Origin of the sequence: Isoptericola chiayiensis, assembly GCF_013149805.1 — a bacterium.
GTDB classification, from domain to species: Bacteria; Actinomycetota; Actinomycetes; order Actinomycetales; family Cellulomonadaceae; genus Isoptericola; species Isoptericola chiayiensis.
In genome coordinates this window covers 1-21732 of the sequence record NZ_JABEZT010000009.1, presented here as the reverse complement: position 1 = coordinate 21732, position 21732 = coordinate 1, and the positions used below count along the sequence as shown (strand labels likewise).

Genomic DNA, 21732 nt, shown 5'->3' with positions numbered 1-21732 from the left:
TGATGCACCCCTCTCACATCCGGTACAGCGCCGCGGCGCGGTCGGTCAGCGGGGTGCGCGCGCAGACGGCGAGCGCCAGGCCGAGCACCCGGCGGGTGTCGACGGGGTCGACGATGCCGTCGTCCCACATCCGCGCCGTCGCGTGGTACGGGTCGCCGGCGGCCTCGTAGGCGTCGCGGATCGTGGTGCGGAACGCGGCCTCGTCGTCGGCGTCCCACTCCTCGCCGCGGCCGGCGAGCTGGTCGCGCTTGACGGTGGCGAGCACCGAGGAGGCCTGCTCCCCGCCCATCACGGAGATGCGGGACCCGGGCCAGGACCACAGGAACCGGGGTCCGTAGGCCCGCCCGCACATGGCGTAGTTCCCGGCGCCGAAGGAGCCGCCGACGATGACGGTCAGCTTCGGCACCCGGGCCGTCGAGACAGCGGTGACCATCTTGGCGCCGTCCTTGGCGATGCCGCCGGCCTCGGCGTCGGTGCCGACCATGAACCCGGAGATGTTCTGCAGGAACAGCAGCGGGATGCCGCGCTGGTCGCACAGCTCGACGAAGTGGGCGCCCTTGAGCGCGGACTCGCGCAGCAGCACGCCCTGGTTGGCGAGGACGCCGACGGGGTGACCGTGGATCCGGGCGAACCCGCACACGAGCGTGATGCCGTACTCGGCCTTGAACTCCTCCAGGCGGCTGCCGTCGACGAGCCGGGCGATCACCTCGCGCGGATCGTACGGCTGCTGCACGTCGACGGGGACGACGTCGTACAGCCCGGCCGCGTCGAGCAGCGGTTCCTGGGTGGGCTGCACGTCCCAGGCGGGCGCCGGGTCGGGCGGCAGGGTCGCGACGATGCGGCGCACACGGTCCAGGGCGTCGGCGTCGTCCTCGGCGAGGTGGTCGACGACGCCGGAGCGCCGCGCGTGCAGGGCGCCGCCGCCGAGCTCCTCGGCGGTGACGTCCTCGCCGATGGCGGCCTTCACCAGGGGCGGTCCGCCGAGGAAGATGGTGCCCTGGTCGCGCACGATCACGGTCTCGTCGCTCATGGCGGGCACGTAGGCGCCGCCCGCGGTGCACGAGCCGAGCACCGCCGAGAGCTGCGGGATCCCCGCCGCCGACAGCCGTGCCTGCTGGTAGAAGATCCGCCCGAAGTGGTCCCGGTCGGGGAACACGTCGTCCTGGCGTGGCAGGAACGCCCCGCCGGAGTCCACCAGGTACACGCACGGCAGCCGGTTCTCGAGCGCGATCTCCTGGGCCCGCAGATGCTTCTTCACGGTCAGCGGGTGATAGGTGCCGCCCTTCACGGTCGGGTCGTTGGCCACCACCATGACCTGCCGCCCGGCGACCTGCCCGATCCCGGCCACGACGCCCGCACCGGGCCACTCCCCGGGTCCGCCGTCGCCGTCGACGCCGTAGGCCGCCAGCGGCGAGATCTCCAGGAACGGGCTGCCCTCGTCGAGCAGCAACGCCACCCTCTCGCGCGGCAGCAGCTTGCCGCGCGCGACGTGCTTGTCCCGGGCGCGCGGGGGGCCACCGGCCGCGGCGGTCGCGGTCCGTTCGCGCAGCCGGGCGGCGAGGGCCCGCTGCGCGTCGGCGTTGGCCCGCGCGGCCCCGGCAGCCGGGTCGACGGCGGAGGTCAGCACGCTCATGCGGCACCGGCCCCGTCGACGGCGGTCAGCCCGGTGCTCCCCGACGCCGCGGCCTCGGCAGCCTCGTCGTGGCCCCCGAGCAGCACCGCGAGCGCCGGGTCGGTGAGCTGCGCGCCGAGGTCGGCGAGGAACCGCGCGCCCTGCTCGCCGTCCACCACGCGGTGGTCGAAGGTCAGCGACAGGGTGACGACGTCGCGCAGCGCGATCTCGCCGTCGTGCTCCCAGGGCCGCCGGGCCACCTGCCCGATGCCGAGGATCGCGGACTCGCCCGGGTTGAGCAGGGGCGTGCCGGCGTCGACGCCGAACACGCCCACGTTCGTCAGGGTGAGCGTGCCACCGGTGAGCCGCTCGGGGCGGGTGCGTCCCGAGCGGGCGGTCTCGGTCAGGTCGGCCAGCGCACGGGCGAGCCCGACGAGGGACAGCTCGTCGGCGCGGGGCACGTGCGGCACCACGAGTCCGCGTGCGGTCGCGACGGCGATACCCAGGTGCACGTGAGCGGAGTGCACCAGGCGCGCCCCGCGGTCGGAGCCCTCACCGGCCTCCTCCCAGCGCGTGACGAGCGCCGGGTGGTCCTCGACGAGGCTGCACACCGCCCGGCCGATGACGGCGAGCAGCCCGACCTTGACCTCGCGCGTGCGCGGGTGGGTGCGCAACCGCGCCACCAGGGCGAGCGTCTCCGTGACGTCGCAGGTCAGGTGCACCGTCGCCTGCGGGATCGCGGCACTGGCCGTCATCGCGGCCGCCGTGTGCCTGCGCACGCCGCGCACGGGCTCGCTGGTCTCGACGGGGTCGGGGCGACCGACCGGGCGGGCTCCCCGAGCGGCCGCGTCGACGTCCTCGCGGGTGATCCGGGCCTCCGGACCCGTGCCGCGCACCGACGTCAGGTCCACGCCCAGCCGCTTCGCCATCGCCCGCACCCCCGGGGTGGCGTGCCGCTCGGCCGTCGCGCGCGGCGCCACGCCGTCCGACGACGGCACCACCGGCAGTTCCACCGGCTTGCGCGGGCGGCGCGTCGGGCGACCCTTGCGGGCCGATCGGGCGCCGTAGCCCACCAGGTTGGGGCCCGCGCCGTCGTCCTCCGACTGTTCGCTGCGGGCTGCAGGCGACTCGGCGGACCCGGTACTCACGGCGTCGCCGGAACCGGCGCTCGCGGAGCCGTCCGAGCCGGCGGGCGCGTCCGCGGGCTCGGCACCGGCGACGTCGAACGTGACGAGCGGTTCGCCGACCTCGACGATCTGCCCCTCCTCGGCGTGCAGAGTCGTCACGGTGCCGGCGTACGGCGAGGGGACCTCGACGAGCGCCTTGGCCGTCTCCACCTCGGCGATGACCTGGTTGAGCGTCACCACGTCGCCGGGTGCGACGCGCCACTCGACGATCTCGGACTCGGTCAGCCCCTCCCCGAGGTCGGGGAGCAGGAACTGCTGCGCGCTCATGCGGTGCTCCTCTCGCACGATCCCTGCGGTGCCTCGCTCCGGCAGCCCTCGTCCCTCACGCTCCCTGCGCGGGGGCTCCTCGCGCTCATGCGGCGACCTCCTCGGGCCGGGCGGTCGGGACGTCCAGCGGGACGCGGCCGAGCGCCTGGTCGATGCCGAAGCAGACACGGTCGAGGTCGGGCACGTGGTGGCCCTCCAGCTTCGCGGGCGGGTAGGGGATGTCGTGGCCGGTGACGCGAACGGGCGGCGCCTGCAGGTGCTCGAAGCACCGCTCGGTGACGGTGGCGCAGATCTCCGCGCCGACGCCGGCCTGGCGTGGCCCCTCCTGGACGACGACGAGCCGCCCGGTGCGCCGCACCGACGCCACCACGGTGTCCGCGTCCCAGGGCGACAGGGACCGCAGGTCGATCACCTCGACGGAGGCGCCGTCGTCGGCCATGGCCTCCGCGGCGTCGATCGCCGTGGACACGTGCGACCCCCAGGTCGCCACGGTCACGTCACGACCCGGGCGGACGACGTGCGCCGCACCCATGGGGCGGGCGGCACCCAGATCCTCGAGCTCCACGGGACCCTTGACGTGGTAGAGCCGCTTCGGCTCGAAGAAGACCACCGGGTCGTCGCTGGCGATCGCCTGACGCAGGACCGTGGCGGCGTCCTGCGGGTTCGACACCGACACCACGCGCAGCCCGGCGGTGTGCACGAAGTACGCCTCCGGGGACTCGGAGTGGTGCTCGGCCGCGCCGATCCCTCCTGCCACCGGGATGCGTATCGTCAGCGGCATCGAGACCGCCCCGCCGGTGCGGGCCCGCATCTTGGCGACCTGGCTGACGATCTGGTCGAACGCGACGTACACGAACCCGTCGAACTGGATCTCCACCACCGGTCGGTACCCGCGGTAGGCCAGCCCGACGGCGGTCCCGAGGATGCCGGACTCCGCGAGCGGGGTGTCCACGACACGGCGCGGCCCGAACTCACGCTGCAGCCCGTCCGTCACCCGGAACACACCACCGAGGGCACCGATGTCCTCACCCAGCAGCACGACCTTCTCGTCGTCGGTGAGGGCCTGGCGCAGCCCCGCGTTGAGCCCGCGGGCGAGCGTCATCTGCTCGGCCGTCATCGCGCGTCCTCCCCCGTCGCCTCGAAGCCGTCCAGGTAGCGGGCGTACGCGTCCCGCTCGGCAGCCAGCTCGTGGTGCGGCTCGGCGTAGACGTCCGCGAAGATCGCCTCCCACGACGGGTCCTCGACCTGGGAGATCCCGGCGCGCAGCTCGGCGGCCACGGCGTCCGCGGACTCCTGGACGCGGGCCTCGACGTCGTCGTCCAGCACGCCCCGGCCGCGGAGGTGCGCCGCGACGCGGGCGACCGGGTCGCGCGCCTCCCAGTGCTCGATCTCCGCCGAGGTGCGGTACCGGGTCGGGTCGTCGGCCGTGGTGTGCGGGCCGCGGCGGTACGTCACGGCCTCGATGAGCGTGGGGCCGCCGCCGGTACGCGCCCGGTGCAGGGCCTCCCGGGTGACGGCGAGCACGGCGAGGACGTCGTTGCCGTCCACCCGCACGCCCGGCATGCCGAACCCGCGGGCCCGCTCCACGAGCGGCACCTTGGACTGCAGCGAGACGGGCTCGGAGATCGCCCACTGGTTGTTCTGGCAGAAGAACACCACCGGCGCGGACCAGGTCGACGCGAACGTGAACGCCTCGGACACGTCGCCCTGGCTGGTCGCACCGTCACCGAAGTAGGTCACGGCCACCTCGGTGTCACCCGTGCGGCCCTCGCGCTCGGCGTCGGCGAGGATGCCCACCCCGTACCCGACGGCCTGCAGCGACTGCGCCCCGATGATGACCTGCATCGGCGCCATCCGGGCCTCGTGCGGGTTCCACCCGGAGCCGACGGCGCCGCGCCACACGCGCAGCAGGTCCACCGGCGCCACGCCGCGCGCGTGCGCCACGGCGTGCTCTCGGTAGCTGGAGAACACGAAGTCGTCGTCGCGCAGCGCCCGCGCCGACCCGATCTGCGCGGCCTCCTGGCCCAGCAGCGGCGGCCACAGCGCGAGCTGGCCCTGACGCTGCAGGGCGGTGGCCTCGGTGTCGATCCGCCGGACCACGACCAGGTCCTCGTACAGCCGGAGCAGCGCGGCGTCGTCAACGTCCCCGACCCACCGGTCGTAGGCGGCGTCGGGGTGCCGGACGCCCTCGGCGTCGAGCAGACGCACGGTGACGTCGTCGTGGCCCTCGCCGCGCGGCGCGCTGGCGCGGGCCGGGCGGCCGTTCGACGCCGGACGGTCGGGGACGGCACGGTCGGGAACGGCACGGTCGGGAACGGCACGGTCGGGAACGGCACGGTCGGGAACGGCACGGTCGCGTGCGCCGCCGTGGGCGCTGTCCGCCGAGGACGCCGACTCACCCGCTCGTGACAGGTCCTGCCGAGTCCTCGGATCCGTGGTGCTGGGCATGGGTGGCCTCACCTCGCATCGGGGCGACGCTCCTCGTCGAGCGCCGATGTGGCGAAGGTAACGCCGGTACGTCACATCGCACCACCACGCCCATACCGGCTGTGCAGGGTGCTGAGTACGGTCGGGCCGCGCTGCGCAGAGTGCTCAACGGGCGGTGGTCCGTTCGGCATTTCGTCCCCGGATCGGCACGCCAGCATGCCGATCCGGGGACGAGCTGCCGAACCGACGGGCCCGCCGGCCGGTCACGACTAGGCTGATCAGGTGCACAGCATCGACGCCGTGGACCTGGACCTGCTCCGGGCGCTCGCCGAGGACCCCGGGGCGACGACGGTCGCCCTCGCCCAACGGCTGGGCATCTCCCGCAACACCGTCGCCGCCCGGCTGGCGCGGCTCGAGGACGCCGGGGCGTTCCTCTCCTTCGACCGCCGCATCGACCCGGCCGTGCTGGGCCACCCGCTGCTGGCGTTCATCGAGATCACCGTCCACCAGCGCGACCTGGCCCGGATCGTCGAGCACCTGGCCCGCATCCCCGAGGTGGTCCAGGCCTATGGGCACTCCGGTACCGCGGACCTGCGCGTGCACGTCGTGTGCCGGGACACCGACCACCTCTTCCGCATCGACGCGGCCATCCTGCGCATCGACGGGGTGGAGCGCACCGAGACGTCCCTGGCGATGGGTGAGCTGATCCCCTACCGCGTGCAGCCCCTGGTGGAGAAGCTGCGTCGCGGCACGTAGTGGCGGTCAGCCGAGCTCGACGACGAGGCCCGCCGCGACCCGGGTGCTCTCGATCAGCTCCGCGTTGACCTGGTCCGAGCCCCGTGCCCAGCGGGCCGCCTCGGCCGGGCTCTTGCCGAACGCCCGGTGCCGCGCCTCCAGCCGGGCCAGCCGGACGCCGTCGGGCACCTCGACGTACCAGACCTCGGCCATCCGGGCCCGCGCGGCCGGCCATGACCCGCAGGCGGCGAGCAGGTAGTTCCCCTCAGTGATCACCAGCGGCACCGCGGAGGGCACCTCGACGCCGGCGGCGACCGGCTCCTCGATCGCGCGGTCGAACACCGGGGCGTAGACCGGCGGGTCGCTGGGCCGGGCGTCCGCGATCCGACCGATCAGCGCGGCGTACCCGCCGTCGTCGAACGTGTCGATCGCGCCCTTGCGGTCTCGTGACCCGTGCGCGGCCAGCACGGCGTCCGACAGGTGGAAGCCGTCCATGCCGACGACGACGGCGAGGTCCGGTCCGAGCGCCTCGGCGAGGGTCGCGGCCAGCGTGGACTTGCCGGACCCCGGCGCCCCGACGATCCCGAGGATCGCCCGCTGTCCCGCTGTCGCGAGCGCCCGCGCACGCTCGACGAGCCCCGCCGTCGGGGTCACGGGCGCTCCGCGGAGGGCATCGCGGCACGCACCTCGGCGAGCCACTCGCGCGGGCCGACGTGCGCCACACGCGTCGCGGCGACCTCGTTCGCGGCCGCGCACGCGGCGGGCAGCGCGGCACCGTCGGCCAGCGTGACGGCGAGCGCCCCGTGGAAGGCGTCGCCGGCACCGAGGGTGTCGCGCGCCTCGACCGCGGGTACGTCAACGGTGCCGACGCCGTCGGGTCCGGACCACTCGACCGGCCCGCCGCCGTGGGTGACCACCACGCCGCCCGCACCGAGGGCGTGCGCTCCGGTGGTGACGTCGTCGTACCCCGGCACCGTGAAGCGGGCGGAGACCGCCGCGACGTCCGCGACGGGCAGCAGCTCGGCGAACAGCGGCCGCCAGCGTCCGGCGTCGAGCAGCACCTGCGGCCGCGGCGTGCGCGTCTCGAGGTGCCCGACGGCGGCTCGCGCGATCACGGGGTGGTGCCCGTCGAACAGGACGACGTCGGGCGCGGGCAGGTCCGCGAGGAAGGCCGGTGCCGGCGCCTCGGCGAGTGCGGCGTCGGCCGAGACGACGGACCGCTCACCGGTCGCGTCGTCGACCAGCACCGCCGAGACCGCGAACGGGAAGTCCTCGCCGGCGACGACGTCGTGCACCTCGACGCCGCAGGACTCCAGGTCTGCGCGGGCGGCCTGCGCGACGGGGCTGCTGCCGAGCGCCGTGACGAGCACGGCCCGGGCCCCCAGGGCGGCGGCGGTGACGGCGGCGTTGGCGGCCGGCCCGCCGGCGGCGACGTCCTGGCGCGTGGCGGTGACCTTCTCGTCGCGTCCCGGGCGGCCGGCCGCGCGGTGCACGACGTCGAGCGTGGTCAGGCCGACGAACCAGCAGGTCCGCACCGGCTCACCGCCCCGTGCCGTCGACGGCGTAGGGCTCGATCGCGGCGATCTCGTCCTCGGTCAGCGGCCCGGCGGCGAGCGCCCCGAGGTTGTCCTCGAGCTGTTCCACCGACGAGGCGCCGATCAGCGCGGAGGTGATGCGCGGGTCGCGCAGCACCCAGGACAGCGCGAGCTGGGCGAGGCTCTGCCCACGCCCGGCGGCGATCTCGTGCAGGGCCCGCGCCCGGCTCAGGTACGTCTCGCTGAGGGCGTCCCCCGACAGGAACGGCGAGTCGGAACGCGCCGCCCGCGACCCGGCCGGCGCCTCGCCCGACAGGTAGCGACCGGTGAGCAGCCCTTGCTGCAGCGGGGAGAACACGATGGTGCCCACGCCCAGGTCCTCGACGGCGTCGAGCAGGGACTCGCTCTGCCGGCCGTCATATCGGTCGGGATCCACGGTGTTCTCGATGTGGCGGTTGAACATCGAGTAGCTCGGCTGGTGGATCAGCAGCGGCGTGCCCAGGTCCGCCAGGATGCGCGCGGCCTCGCGGGTGCGTGCCGGGGAGTAGTTGGAGACGCCGACGTACAGCGCCTTGCCCTGCTGCACCGCCGAGGCGAGCGCGCCCATGGTCTCCTCGAGCGGCGTGGAGGGGTCGGGACGGTGGTGGTAGAAGACATCGACGTAGTCGAGCCCGAGGCGTCCCAGCGACTGGTCGAGCGAGGCGAGCAGGTACTTGCGCGACCCATGGTCGCCGTACGGGCCGGGCCACATGTCGTAGCCGGCCTTGGTGGAGATCACCAGCTCGTCGCGGTAGGGCGCGAGGTCGGCGGCGAGGTGCCGGCCGAAGTTCTCCTCCGCCGAGCCGTAGGGCGGTCCGTAGTTGTTCGCCAGGTCGAAGTGCGTGACCCCGAGGTCGAACGCGCGGCGCAGGATCGTCCGCTGCGTCTCGAACGGGTTGACGTCGCCGAAGTTGTGCCACAGGCCCAGCGACAGGGCGGGCAGGTCCAGACCGGACCGTCCGGTGCGACGGTAGGTCATCGTGTCGTAGCGGGTCTCGGCGGCGAGATAGCGCGGTGCGAGGGGCATGCCGCCATCCTGGCACGCAGGATGGCCTTGACCCTCACACGGTGGCAGACGGGAGAACGGTGTCATGTTGTCCATCGGAGCGTTCGCGCAGATCGGCCAGGTGACCCACCGCATGCTGCGGCACTGGGACGCCACCGGGCTGCTCGTGCCCGCCCACGTGGACGAGTACACCGGGTACCGGTCCTACGACCCGTCCCAGCTCGCGCGGCTGCACCGGATCGTGGCGCTGCGCGAGCTCGGTTTCGGGATCGACGACGTCGCGGCGGTCCTGGCCGACGGTGTCGCGGACGAGCGCCTCACCGAGCTGCTCGAGACCCGGCGGGAGGCGGTCGAGCGTGAGCACGCGCTGGCCTCGGCCCGGCTCTCCGACGTGGCACGGCGGCTCCGGCTCATCAGTGAGGAGAAGACCATGTCCACCATCGAGATCGTCGTCAAGCCCCTGCCCGCGCTGCGCCTGGCCGCGCGACGAGCCCACGTGAGCGAGCAGCCCGAGGTGGGTGCCGTCGTCGGGCCGCTGTTCGACGCGGTCGCCGAGGCGCTGCAGCCGAACCGGGGCCTGCTCGAGACGCCGGTCGCGCAGTACTCGATCGGCGCCGACGGGATCGACGTCGTCGTCGGGTACGCCTACGACGGCGCACCGCGCGACGGGGTCGAGATCGTCACTCTGCCCGCGGTCGAGCAGGCGGTGTGCGCTGTCCACCTCGGGCCCGTGGAGCGCATCCCGGCGAGCTGGCAGGCCCTGCACACCGAGGCGACGGCGCGCGGGCTCGTCCCGGATGCCCCGTGCCGTGAGCGCTACGTGCGCGCCGAGGGCGACGACCAGTCCGACTGGGTCACCGAGCTGCAGCAGCCCGTCACCCCCGCCTGACCCCTCGCTGTGGGTACGATTTCTGTGCGTGAGATCTCGACATCTCGGGCACGACGGGCCAGGTCTTGCGCCCACAGCGAGAAGGACGGGCATGCACGACGACGGCACGCGGCACGGTGCACCTCGGTCCTGCGAGTGGGCGCTCGCCCTGGGGATCGCGGCGCTGGTCTGCGCGCTCGTGCCGGTGATCGGGGACTGGGTCTCGGCGCCGCTCGGTGTCGCCGCGCTCGGTCTCGGCTCGTTCGGCAGCCACGTCGCCGACCGGGACGGCCGGCCGGGGATGTGGCGCGGCCTGATCGGCGCGCTGCTCGGATTGGCCGCGCTCGCGTCGGTGCTGTTCTCCGTGGCGATCGGCGCTCTCGGCCCCTGACCGCCCCTCCCGCCCCGGACGGTTCAGAGGGCCGGCGGGATCGGGAAGTTCGCCCGGAAGATGTTGTCGGGGTCCCACTCGGCCTTGACCTCGCGCAGCCGCGACAGGGTCGGCTCGGGGAACGCCTCGGTGAGCCGCTCGGGCCGGGTGTCCGTGTCGAAGGACAGGTACAGCCCCTCGGTGTGCTCGGCCATGGTCGCGTCCCAGGCGGCGTCGATCCGCTCCTGGCTCGACGACATCGCCGACAGCAGGAAGTTCTGCCGCCGGTGCGCGTACGCCGTCGCGTCGTCGGGCACGTCGTGCGCGGCCCCGCCGGTGGCCCGGATCTGCAGGAAGTACGCGTCGCCCGAGTGCGCGAGCCGCTCGAACGCCCTGCTCGTCGCCGTGTCCAGGTGGGTCACCAGACCCGACCGGACCGCCGGGTCTCCCCCGCCGGAGTGGTGCTTGTCCCCCGCCTGCACGACGCCGGAGTACGGCAGCAGGTACGCCTGGTGCCCGAGCAGCGGCCCGGCGTCGGCCAGCCGTTCGAGCTGCTCGACGGCGGCGTCGGTGTCGTGGCCGGCGTAGACGGTCATGAGCTGGGCCACCGGACCCTGCCCGCGGCGCGCCGGCGACAGAATGAGGAAGCTCGTCAGCTCGCGCGGCGCGGACTCCACCGCGGCGCCCCACCGCTCCAGCAGACCCGCGGTGTCGGTGGCGTCCAGCGCCATCTGGGAGAACACGACGTTCTCCAGCGCCATCGCCTCGATCTCCACCCAGGTCACGACGCCGAGGTTGCCGCCGGCGCCGCGCAGTCCCCAGAACAGGTCCGGGTTCTCGTCGGCGGAGGCGTGGGCGACCCGGCCGTCGGCCGTGACGACCTCCGCGGCGACGACGTGGTCGATCGTCAGGCCGTAGGTGCGCCCGAGGAACCCGACCCCGCCCGCGGTGGCGAGCCCGCCCACCCCGACGCCGCCGTAGTCGCCCGAGCTGATCGCCCAGCCGCGCGGGGCGAGCGCCTCGGCGACCTGCCCCCACGTGGCGCCGACCCCGAGCCGCACCCGCCGCGTCGCCTCGTCGACGACCTCGATCTGGTCCAGCGCGCCGAGGTCGACGACGATCCCGCCGTCGTTGGTGGACCGGCCGCTGATGCCGTGCCCACCTGAGCGGATGCCCAGCGGGACGTCCTGCGAGCGCGCGAAGCTCACGGCGTCGGCCACCTCGGCGGTGCTGCGCGGCCGCAGCACCAGACCGGGAGCACCCGACCGCAGGTAGTTGTGACGCACGGTGTCGTAGGCGCGGTCGCCGGGTTCGACGGCGGAGCTCGCCAACGTGGCGGGCACCGCGTCGTAGTCGATGCCGTCACGACGCAGCTCGACGGCCGCCCGTCCCCGGCGGGTCGCCGCGGGTGCTGTCCCGGCCGTGGCGCGCTCACGGGCGACGAGCTCGCGCACGGCGGGCGCGATCTCCCCGCCGAGGACGGCGAGCAGCTGCGGGTCGTCGGTCGCGGCGATGAAGGTCCCCACGCCGTCCTCGAGGGCGAGCCCGGCGAGCTCGTCCACCCACTGGTCCACCGGCCCCTGCAGGAACCCCTGCCGGTCGGCGGTCACCGTGCCCTGGACGTTCAGCAGGCGCCGGATCTCGGCAGGGTGGCGCCCGGCCTCCTCGGCGGTCTCGTCGAGCAGGGCGTTGCCGCGGGCGAGGTCGCCGTCCTTCATGTACCCCAGCGACGGGAGCCAGCCGTCGGCCTGGCGGGCGACGAGCCGCAGCATGCGCGGCTTGTACGCGCCCAGCCAGATCGGCACGTCGTGCGCGGGCGCCGGCCCCCGCTTGGCGCCGGCGACGCGGTGGTGCTCACCCTCGGCGCGCAGGGGACGTCGCTCGCCGGCGTCCCAGATGCCGCGGATGATCTCGATCGCCTCGGAGAGCGCGTCGACGGACTGCCCGGGGGTGAGGCGGGTGCCGCCCATCGACTCGATGGCGTCCCAGAACCCGCCGGCGCCGAGACCCAGGTCGATGCGTCCACCGCTGAGCAGGTCGAGGCTGGCGACAGACCGGGCGAGCACCGCCGGCTGGCGCAGGGGCAGGTTGAGCACGTTGCCGGCCAGGTGGATGGTCTCGGTGACGGCGGCCGCGTAGGAGATCAGCGTCCAGGTGTCGAGGAACCCCGGCTGGTACGGGTGGTCCTGGAACGTCACCAGGTCGAGCCCCGACGCCTCGGCCGCCTGCGCGAGGCGGACCGGCTGCTGCGGGTCGCGGTTCGACGGCGTGACGAACGCACCGAAGTGCAGGTCGTGGCCGTAGTCCGTCATGGGGAACCTCCGGGCGAGAGTGGGCCGATCCGCCGACGCCGACAGAATCGTCTTCTGTGCAGACGATATCACCGACAACTCATCTGAGATGCCATCGATTGCGGGCTACGATGGCCTCGTGAGCACGGAGACGACGGCGGACGGGACCACCGCGCACACGCCGCTCGGCTGGCCGCTGGCGGCCCTGCTGCGCGGATGGAGCGACGGCGTCGCCACCGCCTGCGCCGACGTCCCCCACGGAGCCCGCGGGTACGAGGTGCTCGCCGCCGTCGTCCACGACGCCCCGCCGACCCAGGCCTCGCTGGCCGCCCGGCTCGGCATCGACCGCACCGTCATGACCTACCTGCTCGACGAGCTCGTCGGATGCGGCCTCGTCGAGCGCCGGCAGGACCCCGCGGACCGGCGGGCCCGCCGCATCGTCGCCACCGACCACGGTCGCACGGTGCTGGCCGATCTCGACGGCCGTGTCCACGCGGCCGAGGACGCCCTGCTCGCCGACCTCGACAACGCCGAGCGCGAGCACCTCCGCGCCCTGCTGACCCGGGCCGCGACGGGGGCCGCTCCCGGCGACGACCGGTGCGCCGTCGTCGCGCGCGTCATCGACGCCTGAGCACCGCCGCCGAGGTCCGGGCCGACGCCGCACGCCGCCACGAAGGCCCGACCCTCCGAACCACCGCACGCCGTTGTGGGCATGAAAAATGCAGCCGTACAACGGTGCACGGCTGCATTTTTCATGCCCACAACGGCCGGGTGGTCAGGTGACCGCGCCGAGGTGCCAGGGGATGAACTCCTCCGCACCGATGCCGAGCTCCTCGGAGACGGTCTGCTCGCCCGAGGCGACGGCGAGGATCATGGCGAGCAGCTCCGCGCCGACCTCCTCGAGGGACGCCGTGCCGTCCACGATGCGACCGGCGTTGAGGTCCATGTCCTCGCTCATCCGCTCGTACATCGGGGTGTTGGTGGCGACCTTGATCGACGGCGTCGGACGGCAGCCGAACACCGACCCGCGGCCCGTGGTGAACACGACGACGTTCGCGCCGCCGGCCACGATGCCCGTCACGGAGACCGGGTCGTACCCGGGGGTGTCCATGAACGTGAAGCCGCGGTCCGTGATCGCCTCGGCGTAGTCGTACACCGCGGCCAGGTCGGCCTGACCGCCCTTGGCGACCGCGCCGAGCGACTTCTCCAGGATGGTCGTCAGTCCCCCGGCCTTGTTGCCCGGCGAGGGGTTGTTGTCGAGGGTGCCCTGCCCGGCGGCCATGTAGGAGCGCCACCACTCGAGCTGGTCGAGGAGCTTCTTCGCGACCTCGGGCCGCGTCGCACGCGCGGTGAGCAGGTGCTCGGCGCCGTACACCTCGGGGGTCTCGGCGAGCACGGAGGTGCCGCCGTAGGCCACGATCCGGTCCGACGCCCAACCGAGCGCCGGGTTCGCGGTGATGCCGGAGTAGCCGTCGGACCCGCCGCAGTTCAGGCCCAGCACCAGCTCGGAGACGTCACACTCGGTGCGCTGCCGGGCGTTCACGGTGGGCAGCATCGCGCGGATCTCCTCGACGCCCGCGCGCACGGTGGCGCGGATGCCGCCGGTCTCCTGGATGGTCATCGAGCGGACCACGGTGTCCTCGGGTATGCCGGCGAGCAGTCCCGAGCTCTCGGCCGGGTCGGGGGCGCCGATCCCCGGCATCCCCAGGTCGGCGACCGTCCCCGAGCGGGCGGCCAGCGCGGACCCGGGCACCATCTCGCAGCCCAGACCCAGCACGAGCACCGCCGCGACGTTGGGGTGCGCGGCGTACCCGCGCAGGGTCCGCAGCAGCACCTGGCCGCCCTCGGAGTCCGGGACCAGGCCGCAGCCGGAGGTGTGCGTCAGCGCGATGACGCCGTCGACGTTCTCGAACGCGTCCAGCTCGTCCTGGGGGAACCTGTCGGCGATCATCTTCGCCGTCGACGCCGAGCAGTTGACGCTGGTCAGGATCGCCACGTAGTTGCGGGTGCCGACCCGGCCGTCGGCGCGCCGGTAGCCACGGAACGTGGGGCGCGGGCCGTCGGGCACGACGAGCTCGGTGCGGGTGCCGCCGAGCGGCGCCTCCCGCTCGCCGGGGTCGAAGCCGAGGTTGTGGGCGTGGACGTGGTCGCCGACGGCGATGTCGGCGGTGGCGACGCCGATGGTCTGGCCGTACTTGCGCACCGGGTCCCCGGTGGCCACGGCGCGCAGCGCGAGCTTGTGCCCCCGCGGGACGTCGCCGTGCACGACGACGGTGCTCCCGTCGGGCGTCACGGCCCGGTCGCCGGGGGTCAGGTCACGGGTCGCCACGGCGACGTCGTCGCCGTCGCGCAGCACCAGCAGGTCGCTCATCGGGTCATACCGTCCTTGCACATGGCTGCGCCCCGCCGGCGGCGGGGCGGTGGTCCACCCCCGTTCCCGGGGGTGGGACCGTCAGGTGCGGGGCCGCCGGAGGTTCCCGGTCGGCGACCCCGCACCCTTCGGGTCAGGTGAGCTGAGGCATCAGCTCGGGGCCGAGGTGGCTCAGCCCTCGGTGGCGTCGGCGACCTGGGTCAGGAACGCCTCCGCCGCCTCGTCCGGCGTCATCGAGCCGAAGAGCACCTCGGAGTTGAGGTTGATCATGATGTCCTGGACGTCACCGGCACCGTTCGGCGGGACCGGGGGGCCGTCCACGATCTCGTCCTCGAGGTCGGCCATGAAGTCCGCCACGCGGGCGTCGGCGTCGGCCAGCTGGTCCGTGATCGACTCACGCACCGTCAGGTTCGACGGCAGACCACGGTCGGTGAGCTGCATCTGCGCCACCTCCGGGTCGTTGAGCAGGAAGTCGACGAACGCCGCCGACTCCTCCGGGTGCTCGGTGGTGGCCGAGACCGCGTAGAACATGGCGGGCTTGAAGTACATGCCCGTGCGCTCGTACTCGGACTCGCCCGGCACCCGCAGCAGCTCCAGCTCGTGACCCGAGGCGTCGCTCAGGGCGCCGAGCTGGTTCGACCACCAGATGCCCATGCCACCGGCGTTGGTGCCCAGCAGCGAGCCCTCGGGGCCGGCGTTCTGGAACTCGATGGTGCGCGAGGCGTCCGGCGTGCCGCCGGCCTCCTGCAGGTCGACGCCGATCTGGAAGAACTCGGCGACGGTCTCCTGGTCGACGCCCAGCGAACCGTCCTCGTTGTAGAGGGTCTGGCCCTTCTGGCGGGCGAGGATGTTCAGGCCGGCCTCGTTAAAGCCGATGTCCTGCGTGCCCCAGACGCCGTCGCCGGCGGCCTCGGACAGGTCCGCGGAGACCTGGACGAAGTCGTCCCACGTCCACGAGGTGTCGTCCGGCATCTCGACGCCGGCCTCCTCGAAGATCTGCGGGTCGGCGACCATCGCGTAGGCGTTGACGCCCGTGGCCAGGCCGTACAGCGTGCCGTCGACGCGACCCGAGTCCACGATGCTCTCGGGGATCTCGGCGGTGTCGATGTCGAGCGACTCGAGGTCGGCGATCACGCCACGGTTGGCGTAGTCGGCGATGAACCGCTCCTCGTGGGTGATGACGTCCGGGGTGTCGCCGCCGGCCACGGTCGTGGCCAGCTTGTCCCAGTAGCCGCCCCAGTCGGTGTAGTCCGGCACCACGGTGATGCCGGGGTTCTTCTCCTCGAAGAGCGCGATGATCTCCTGCGTGGTCTGGTGACGGTCGTCCGACCCCCACCAGGAGAAGCGGATCTCGACGTCACCGGACTCGCTGCTGCCGCCGTCGTCGTCCCCGCCGCCCCCGGGGCCGCCCGAGTCGCCGGAGCAGGCGCCGAGCGCGAGGGCACCGGCGGCGGTGAGGGCGATGAACGCAGCGCGCTTGCGGCCGCGTGTGGTCGTTGCTCGCATGATTCTCCTTGTTGTGCGTGACGAGAACGTCGTCGTTGTCATCTTGCAGCGGGCCCCACCATCGGGACCCTGGGTCGAGCGGTCACTTGATGCCGGTCGTGGCGATCCCCTTGACCAGGTACTTCTGGCCGAAGAGGAAGATGAAGAAGATCGGGACGAGGGACACGATCGACATCGCGAACAGCGGTCCCCAGGAGCTGGCGCTCGTGGAGTCGATGAACGTCCGCAGCGCGATCGGAACCGTGTACATCTCCGGATCCGTCAGGAAGATCAGCTGGCTGAAGAAGTCGTTCCAGGTCCAGATGAACGTGAAGATGGCGGTGGTCGCCAGGGCCGGCAGCGACAGCGGGAGCATGATCCGCAGGAAGATGCGCCCGTGGCCGCACCCGTCGAGCCTGGCGGCCTCGTCGAGCTCCTTGGGCAGCCCGCGGAAGAACTGCACCATCAGGAAGATGAAGAACGCGTCGGTGGCGAGGAGCTTCGGCACGATCAACGGCAGGAACGTGTTGATCCACTCCAGCGACGAGAACAGGATGTACTGCGGCACGATGATCACGTGGATCGGCAGCATGATCGTCATGAGCATGATGGCGAACCAGAGCGGCCGGCCGCGGAACTTCAGCCGCGCGAACGCGTAGGCCGCCATCGAGCACGAGATCAGGTTGCCCAGCACCGACCCGAGCACCACGATCGCCGAGTTGAGCAGGTAGTGGTGGAACGGGTGCAGGAGGGCGAACCAGCCCTGGCTGTAGTTGGTCAGGTCGAGCTCGGTCGGGATGAGGCCCGGCTCGCGGAAGATGATCTCGTTCGGCTTGAACGAGCTCGACAGCATCCACAGCAGCGGGTAGAGCATCACCAGGCCGAAGCCGATGAGCAGGACGTGCTTGAGGATGCGGCGGGCGCGGGGGCCGACCTTCCGCTTGCGCGGGGTGTCGGGGATCTCGGCGGCGAGCTCGCTCAGCGGTCGCTGCTCGCGGACCCGCTGCCGGTCGGTGGGCGCGTCGGGGCGCACGGGGGTGTCAGTCATCGTAGAAGACCCAGAACTTGGAGGCGAAGAAGTTCACCGCGGTCAGTCCCGCGACGATGAGGAGCAGGAACCAGGCCATCGCCGACGCGTAGCCCATGTTGTACGACCCGAAGCCCTCGTTGTAGAGGTACAGCGTGTAGAACAACGTGGAGTCGATCGGCCCGCCGGTCCCGTTGGACACGATGTAGGCCTGGGTGAACGTCTGGAAGGCCCCGATGAGCTGCAGCACGAGGTTGAAGAAGATGATCGGGCTCAGCAGCGGGATCGTGATGTTGAAGAACTGCCGGAGCTTGCTCGCCCCGTCGATCGAGGCGGCCTCGTAGTACATCGTCGGGATCTGCCGCAGGCCGGCGAGGAAGATGATCATCGGTGCACCGAAGGTCCACACGTTGAGGATCATCAGCGTGCCGAGCGCGTAGTCCGGGTGGGACACCCAGCCGACGCCCTCGATGCCGAAGTAGGCCAGGACCTGGTTGACCAGCCCGTCCGCGCCGAACACCTGGCGCCACAGCAGGGCGATGGCCACCGAGCTGCCCAGCAGGGAGGGCAGGTAGTAGACCGAGCGGTAGAACGCCAGCCCGCGCAGGCCCCGGTCGAGGACCATCGCCAGACCCAGGGCGGCGGCGAGCTGCAGCGGCACGGAGATGAACACGTACTGGAACGTCACCGCGAGGGACTTGGTCCACCGCGGGTCGGCGAACATCTCGGTGTAGTTCTCCAGGCCGATCCAGTTCGGGGCCTCGAGCAGCGAGTAGTCGGTGAACGACAGGTACAGCGAGGCGAGCAGCGGGAAGGCCGTGATCAGGCCGAGCCCGATGAACCAGGGCGCGAGGAAGATCGCTGCAGCCTTGCCGTCGCCCTTGCGCGTCTCGCGGCTCGCGCCACGGGTCTTGGCGACCTCTTGGATCACAGACATGGCCGCACCTCCCCGTGCGGCGCCGTGATGGACACCATCGTCGTCCTCCTGATCGTCGTCGATCGCATTGACCGCCGGCCGCGAAGCTCCGTGCTCCGGACCGGGAAACCGGTTGCTGTCGTGGAACGTATCACACGAGGAACCGGTTTCCTATGGTGTACCGTCAGCATCTGGGACCGGAGAGCCATCTCGGCGCCGGTTGTGATCAAGACGTGATCCACGCGCAATCTGCGCGTGACCGAGGACGGAGGCAATGATGCCCGGCGCCACCACACGCCGTCCCACGGTGACGATCGCCGACGTCGCATCCGCGGCCGGCGTCTCCCGTGCGACGGTCTCCCGGGTGATGAACGGCCGCAGCACGGTCGACCCCGCGATCTCCGCACGCGTGCAGGAGGCGGCGATCGAGCTCAACTACCGTCCCAGCAACGTCGCGCGCAGCCTGTCGCTCGGCCGCACGACGACGGTCGCCCTCGTCGTGCCCGACCTCGGCAACCCCGCCTTCCAGCAGGTGCTGCGCGGCGTCTCCTCCGCGGCCGGCGAGGACGGGTACCGCGTCCTCGTCGCCGACTCCGCCGAGGACCCCGCCACCGAGGCGGCCATCGCCCTCGAGGCCCGGACCCGGTGCGACGCGCTCATCCTCGTCTCCCCGCGGATGCCCGACTCCGCGCTCGACGCCCTGCTGCCCGACGTCACCCCCGCCGTCGTCGTCAACCGCGAGGTCGCCGGCGGCGCGCCCAGCCTCGTCGTGGACTACACCGACGCGATGGTCCAGGTCGTCGAGCACCTCGTGACCCTCGGCCACCGCCGCATCGCCTACCTGGCCGGACCGCCGGCCTCCGTCTCCGACCTCGCCCGCCGTCGCGGCCTCGCCGCGACCACGGCACGGTACCCGGACCTCGAGATCGTCGAGGTGCCCACCGGGTCCGACATCGCCGCCGGGCACTCCGCCGCACCGGCGGTCCTCGCCAGCCGCGTCACCGCCGCCGTCGCCTTCAACGACCTGGTGTCCTTCGGCCTGCTCGCCGCCCTCAACGAGGCCGGCGTCGCCGTCCCCTCGGACATCTCCGTGTGCGGCTTCGACGACATCGAACTCGCCCGGTACGCCACACCGGGCCTGACCACCGTGGCCGTCCCCCAGGAAGAGCTGGGGCGCCACGCCTGGAGGGAGCTCCACGCCGTGATCGACAACGCCGCGGGCGCCGCCGAGACCACACGGTTCGGCGTCCGCCTCGAGAAGCGGGCCAGCACCGGCCCCGTCCCCCGCGACGCCGTGCACGCCGACGTCTCGTCGACGGAGGCCACCGCCCCCGTCATGGAGGCGACCGCCGAGCAGGAGCCCGAGCAGGCCCCCGCGTGGTCGGTCGAGCACGGCGTGCCCGTGCTCCGCCGCAGCGCCGACCACGTGCCGCTGTCCCGGTACGACTCCGGGACAGCACTGCCCACGATCCACTCCCCCCGCCCGTACCTGCACCCGGTGCACTCGCTGGCCGGGGTCCCGCTCACCGAGTCCGGACCCGTGGACCACCGGCACCACTACGGCGTCAGCATCGCGGTGCCGGACGTCAACGGCACGAGCTACTGGGGCGGGCGCACGTTCGTCACCGACGTCGGCCCCACGCTCCTGCCCAACCACGGCCGCCAGACCTCGGTCGGCACCACCATCGACCCCCTGACGCCCAACGTGCTGCTCGACACCGTCGCGTGGACGGACGAGAACGGCGACCCCCTGCTCGACGAGCGGCGCCGCATCGGCGCGCGACTCCTCGCCGACGGCTGGGTGCTCGACTGGCGCTCCACGCTGCACGCCGCGCACGGCCCCCTCGAGATCCGCTCCCCCGCGACCAACGGTCGTCCGGGCGCCGGGTACGGCGGCGTCTTCTGGCGGCTGCCGATCGCCGCCTCGACCCGGGTGCTCTCGGTGGCCGGCGAGGGCCAGGACGCGGCCCACGGCTCCACCTCGCCGTGGGTGGCGTTCGTCCAGCGGCACCGCGACGCCCGCGGCGACGAGCGCGCCACGACGACGCTGCTGACCCAGACGTCCCCGGCGCGCCACTGGTTCCTGCGCTCCGAGGAGTACCCGGGCGCCTGCCCCGCCCTCGCCTGGGACACCCCCCTGCACATCCCCGCCGGCGGCACGGTCGAGACCGGCGTCGTCGCCGCGCTGATCGACCGCGAGCTCGACGCCGACCAGGCCGCCGAGCTGGCGACCGGCCTGCGCTGACCGTCCGGCGAGCCGGGCTCGCCGTCCCGAGCCGACCACCACCCGGAGAGCACATGACCACCCCACGCATCGCCGTCGTCGGCATCCACGGGCACGGCGAGAAGCACGTCCAGCACAGCCGCGCCCTGCAGGACGCCGGTCGCGCCCGGCTGGCTGCCGTCGTCGACCCGCGCGAACCGCTCGAGGGCCACAGCGCCCACGGCACCGGCACCGCCTGGTTCCCCACGCTGGGCGACCTGCTGTCCTCCCCGGACCCGGACGTCCGGCCCGACGTCGTCGTGCTGTGCACGCCCATCCCGACCCACCTGCCCCTCGCCCGCGCCGCGATGGAGGCCGGGATGGACGTCCTGCTCGAGAAGCCGACCACCGCCTCGCTCGCGGAGCTGACGGAGCTGGTGGCCGTCACCGAGCGGACCGGGAGGCTGTGCCAGGTCGGGTTCCAGACGTTCGGGTCGCACGCGGTCCCCGCGGCCGCCGAGCTCGTCGCGCGCGGCGAGATCGGTGAGGTCCTCGGCTACGGCGCCGTCGGCACCTGGGTGCGCGACACCGCGTACTGGAACCGTGCCCCCTGGGCCGGACGACGGCGGCTCGACGGCCGGGACGTCGTCGACGGCGTGGTGACCAACCCGCTCGCCCACGCCGTCGCGACGGCGATGCGGATCGGTGGCGTGACCCGGGCCGACGACATCGCCTGGGTGGAGACCGACCTGTACCGGGCCAACCCCATCGAGTCCGACGACACGTCATCGGTCCGGGTCACCGCCACCGACGGCACCCGCTACGGGTTCGGGCTCACCCTCTGCGCACCCGAGCGCTCCGACGCCAGGATCATCGTCAGCGGCACCCGCGGCGAGATCGAGCTGGCCTACGAGCACGACCGCCTGGTGCTGCGCAGCAACCGCATCATCATGGACAAGACGTACGGCCGCACGTCGCTGATCGACGACCTCCTCGAGGTCCGCGCCTCGTCCGACCCCGACCGCCGCCTCCTGTGCGACGTGCGGGACACCGGCGCGTTCATGCGGGTCATGGAGGCCGTGCGGACCGGGCCGGACCCGGCGCCGATCCCGGCCGAGCACGTCACGTGGCACGGCGAGGGCGACGAGCGCCGGCCCGAGGTGCGCGACGTGGAGCAGTGGTGCGAGCGCGTGGCCCGGACCCAGCAGACCTTCGGAGAGCTCGGGGCGCCCTGGACCCGCTGAGCCGGGCGCCCTACCCCACCCCGCCTCGATCCGCACCGCACCGCGAGGTAGACCGGCGGTTTCAACCGGTCATCGCAACACCTTGATGGTGGAGGTGTTGGATGGTTCGTGGTGGTGTGCCGGTGCCGCGGCAGTGGCGGCGGGTGTTC

The 21732-nt window shown here is 73.0% G+C and carries 18 protein-coding genes; 6 read left to right on the top strand and 12 right to left on the bottom strand.

The features are described from left to right. Window positions 1-13: 13 nt before the first annotated feature. From HDG68_RS14390 to pdhA, 4 genes are all read right to left on the bottom strand, one after another. Window positions 14-1633 carry a carboxyl transferase domain-containing protein gene (locus HDG68_RS14390; RefSeq protein WP_172153290.1) on the bottom strand — a complete coding sequence of 540 codons (1620 nt, stop codon included), beginning with the start codon at window positions 1631-1633 and terminating at the stop codon, window positions 14-16. Continuing rightward, window positions 1630-3066, bottom strand: coding sequence for a dihydrolipoamide acetyltransferase family protein (locus HDG68_RS14385; RefSeq protein ID WP_172153288.1), 1437 nt, complete (start codon window positions 3064-3066; stop codon window positions 1630-1632). Before HDG68_RS14385 ends, HDG68_RS14390 begins: the two co-directional genes overlap by 4 nt. 85 nt (window positions 3067-3151) lie before the next feature. Beyond that, window positions 3152-4183, bottom strand: a complete 1032-nt coding sequence (locus tag HDG68_RS14380) for an alpha-ketoacid dehydrogenase subunit beta (protein ID WP_172153286.1) — start codon at window positions 4181-4183, stop codon at window positions 3152-3154. Next, on the bottom strand, window positions 4180-5514 hold the full coding sequence (gene pdhA, locus HDG68_RS14375) for a pyruvate dehydrogenase (acetyl-transferring) E1 component subunit alpha (protein ID WP_172153284.1): 1335 nt from the start codon (window positions 5512-5514) through the stop codon (window positions 4180-4182). The genes HDG68_RS14380 and pdhA overlap by 4 nt, the downstream gene beginning before the upstream one ends. Before the next feature lie 261 nt (window positions 5515-5775). Here pdhA and HDG68_RS14370 point away from each other — a divergent pair, with 261 nt between their 5' ends. After that, window positions 5776-6249: an Lrp/AsnC ligand binding domain-containing protein gene (locus tag HDG68_RS14370; RefSeq protein WP_172153282.1), complete on the top strand. Its 474-nt coding sequence runs from the start codon at window positions 5776-5778 to the stop codon at window positions 6247-6249. Window positions 6250-6255: 6 nt separating this feature from the next. Here the strand turns inward: HDG68_RS14370 and HDG68_RS14365 are convergent, their stop codons facing one another. The 3 genes from HDG68_RS14365 to mgrA are packed head-to-tail and all read right to left on the bottom strand — an operon-like array spanning window position 6256 to window position 8829. After that, window positions 6256-6882, bottom strand: coding sequence for a nucleoside/nucleotide kinase family protein (locus tag HDG68_RS14365; protein WP_172153280.1), 627 nt, complete (start codon window positions 6880-6882; stop codon window positions 6256-6258). Beyond that, window positions 6879-7763 (bottom strand): PfkB family carbohydrate kinase, encoded by an 885-nt coding sequence (locus HDG68_RS14360; protein ID WP_172153278.1) that lies wholly within the window; start codon window positions 7761-7763, stop codon window positions 6879-6881. Before HDG68_RS14360 ends, HDG68_RS14365 begins: the two co-directional genes overlap by 4 nt. 4 nt (window positions 7764-7767) lie before the next feature. Continuing rightward, the gene (gene mgrA / locus HDG68_RS14355) at window positions 7768-8829 is read right to left on the bottom strand and encodes an L-glyceraldehyde 3-phosphate reductase (protein ID WP_172153276.1); all 1062 of its coding nucleotides are present in this window, start codon (window positions 8827-8829) and stop codon (window positions 7768-7770) included. A gap of 64 nt (window positions 8830-8893) precedes the next feature. Between mgrA and HDG68_RS14350 the strand changes: the two genes are divergently transcribed. After that, window positions 8894-9697, top strand: a complete 804-nt coding sequence (locus HDG68_RS14350) for a MerR family transcriptional regulator (RefSeq protein WP_172153274.1) — start codon at window positions 8894-8896, stop codon at window positions 9695-9697. A 91-nt stretch (window positions 9698-9788) separates the two neighbouring features. Continuing rightward, window positions 9789-10067, top strand: a complete 279-nt coding sequence (locus tag HDG68_RS14345) for a hypothetical protein (protein WP_172153272.1) — start codon at window positions 9789-9791, stop codon at window positions 10065-10067. 23 nt (window positions 10068-10090) lie between these two features. Here HDG68_RS14345 and HDG68_RS14340 read toward each other — a convergent pair whose 3' ends face one another. Further along, window positions 10091-12358 carry an LLM class flavin-dependent oxidoreductase gene (locus HDG68_RS14340; protein WP_172153270.1) on the bottom strand — a complete coding sequence of 756 codons (2268 nt, stop codon included), beginning with the start codon at window positions 12356-12358 and terminating at the stop codon, window positions 10091-10093. A 118-nt stretch (window positions 12359-12476) separates the two neighbouring features. On the opposite strand from HDG68_RS14340, the gene HDG68_RS14335 reads away from it, so the two are divergent. Continuing rightward, on the top strand, window positions 12477-12968 hold the full coding sequence (locus HDG68_RS14335; RefSeq protein WP_343037597.1) for a MarR family winged helix-turn-helix transcriptional regulator: 492 nt from the start codon (window positions 12477-12479) through the stop codon (window positions 12966-12968). A gap of 144 nt (window positions 12969-13112) precedes the next feature. Here HDG68_RS14335 and HDG68_RS14330 read toward each other — a convergent pair whose 3' ends face one another. From HDG68_RS14330 to HDG68_RS14315, 4 genes are all read right to left on the bottom strand, one after another. Further along, window positions 13113-14708: a UxaA family hydrolase gene (locus tag HDG68_RS14330; protein ID WP_172153266.1), complete on the bottom strand. Its 1596-nt coding sequence runs from the start codon at window positions 14706-14708 to the stop codon at window positions 13113-13115. Window positions 14709-14879: 171 nt separating this feature from the next. After that, window positions 14880-16214 (bottom strand): ABC transporter substrate-binding protein, encoded by a 1335-nt coding sequence (locus HDG68_RS14325; protein ID WP_172153264.1) that lies wholly within the window; start codon window positions 16212-16214, stop codon window positions 14880-14882. Between the two features lie 82 nt (window positions 16215-16296). Further along, window positions 16297-17241, bottom strand: a complete 945-nt coding sequence (locus tag HDG68_RS14320; RefSeq protein WP_172153262.1) for a carbohydrate ABC transporter permease — start codon at window positions 17239-17241, stop codon at window positions 16297-16299. Further along, entirely contained in the window at window positions 17234-18157 is a 924-nt protein-coding gene (locus HDG68_RS14315) for a carbohydrate ABC transporter permease (RefSeq protein ID WP_172153260.1), read from the bottom strand. The genes HDG68_RS14320 and HDG68_RS14315 overlap by 8 nt, the downstream gene beginning before the upstream one ends. Window positions 18158-18413: 256 nt before the next feature. Between HDG68_RS14315 and HDG68_RS14310 the strand changes: the two genes are divergently transcribed. Together HDG68_RS14310 and HDG68_RS14305 are read left to right on the top strand one after the other, a co-directional pair. Further along, window positions 18414-20381 carry a DUF6807 family protein gene (locus HDG68_RS14310; RefSeq protein ID WP_246254042.1) on the top strand — a complete coding sequence of 656 codons (1968 nt, stop codon included), beginning with the start codon at window positions 18414-18416 and terminating at the stop codon, window positions 20379-20381. 53 nt (window positions 20382-20434) lie between these two features. Beyond that, window positions 20435-21583 (top strand): Gfo/Idh/MocA family protein, encoded by a 1149-nt coding sequence (locus HDG68_RS14305; protein ID WP_172153256.1) that lies wholly within the window; start codon window positions 20435-20437, stop codon window positions 21581-21583. The last annotated feature ends 149 nt before the right edge of the window (window positions 21584-21732 follow it).

Coding starts and splice junctions, on each gene's coding strand:
- HDG68_RS14380 (WP_172153286.1), bottom strand. CDS start 4,183: ATGACGGCCGAGCAGATGACGCTCGCCCGCGGGCTCAACGCGGGGCTG.
- HDG68_RS14345 (WP_172153272.1), top strand. CDS start 9,789: ATGCACGACGACGGCACGCGGCACGGTGCACCTCGGTCCTGCGAGTGG.
- HDG68_RS14305 (WP_172153256.1), top strand. CDS start 20,435: ATGACCACCCCACGCATCGCCGTCGTCGGCATCCACGGGCACGGCGAG.
- HDG68_RS14325 (WP_172153264.1), bottom strand. CDS start 16,214: ATGCGAGCAACGACCACACGCGGCCGCAAGCGCGCTGCGTTCATCGCC.
- HDG68_RS14310 (WP_246254042.1), top strand. CDS start 18,414: ATGCCCGGCGCCACCACACGCCGTCCCACGGTGACGATCGCCGACGTC.
- pdhA (WP_172153284.1), bottom strand. CDS start 5,514: ATGCCCAGCACCACGGATCCGAGGACTCGGCAGGACCTGTCACGAGCG.
- mgrA (WP_172153276.1), bottom strand. CDS start 8,829: ATGCCCCTCGCACCGCGCTATCTCGCCGCCGAGACCCGCTACGACACG.
- HDG68_RS14330 (WP_172153266.1), bottom strand. CDS start 14,708: ATGAGCGACCTGCTGGTGCTGCGCGACGGCGACGACGTCGCCGTGGCG.
- HDG68_RS14315 (WP_172153260.1), bottom strand. CDS start 18,157: ATGTCTGTGATCCAAGAGGTCGCCAAGACCCGTGGCGCGAGCCGCGAG.
- HDG68_RS14320 (WP_172153262.1), bottom strand. CDS start 17,241: ATGACTGACACCCCCGTGCGCCCCGACGCGCCCACCGACCGGCAGCGG.
- HDG68_RS14390 (WP_172153290.1), bottom strand. CDS start 1,633: ATGAGCGTGCTGACCTCCGCCGTCGACCCGGCTGCCGGGGCCGCGCGG.
- HDG68_RS14350 (WP_172153274.1), top strand. CDS start 8,894: ATGTTGTCCATCGGAGCGTTCGCGCAGATCGGCCAGGTGACCCACCGC.
- HDG68_RS14385 (WP_172153288.1), bottom strand. CDS start 3,066: ATGAGCGCGCAGCAGTTCCTGCTCCCCGACCTCGGGGAGGGGCTGACC.
- HDG68_RS14340 (WP_172153270.1), bottom strand. CDS start 12,358: ATGACGGACTACGGCCACGACCTGCACTTCGGTGCGTTCGTCACGCCG.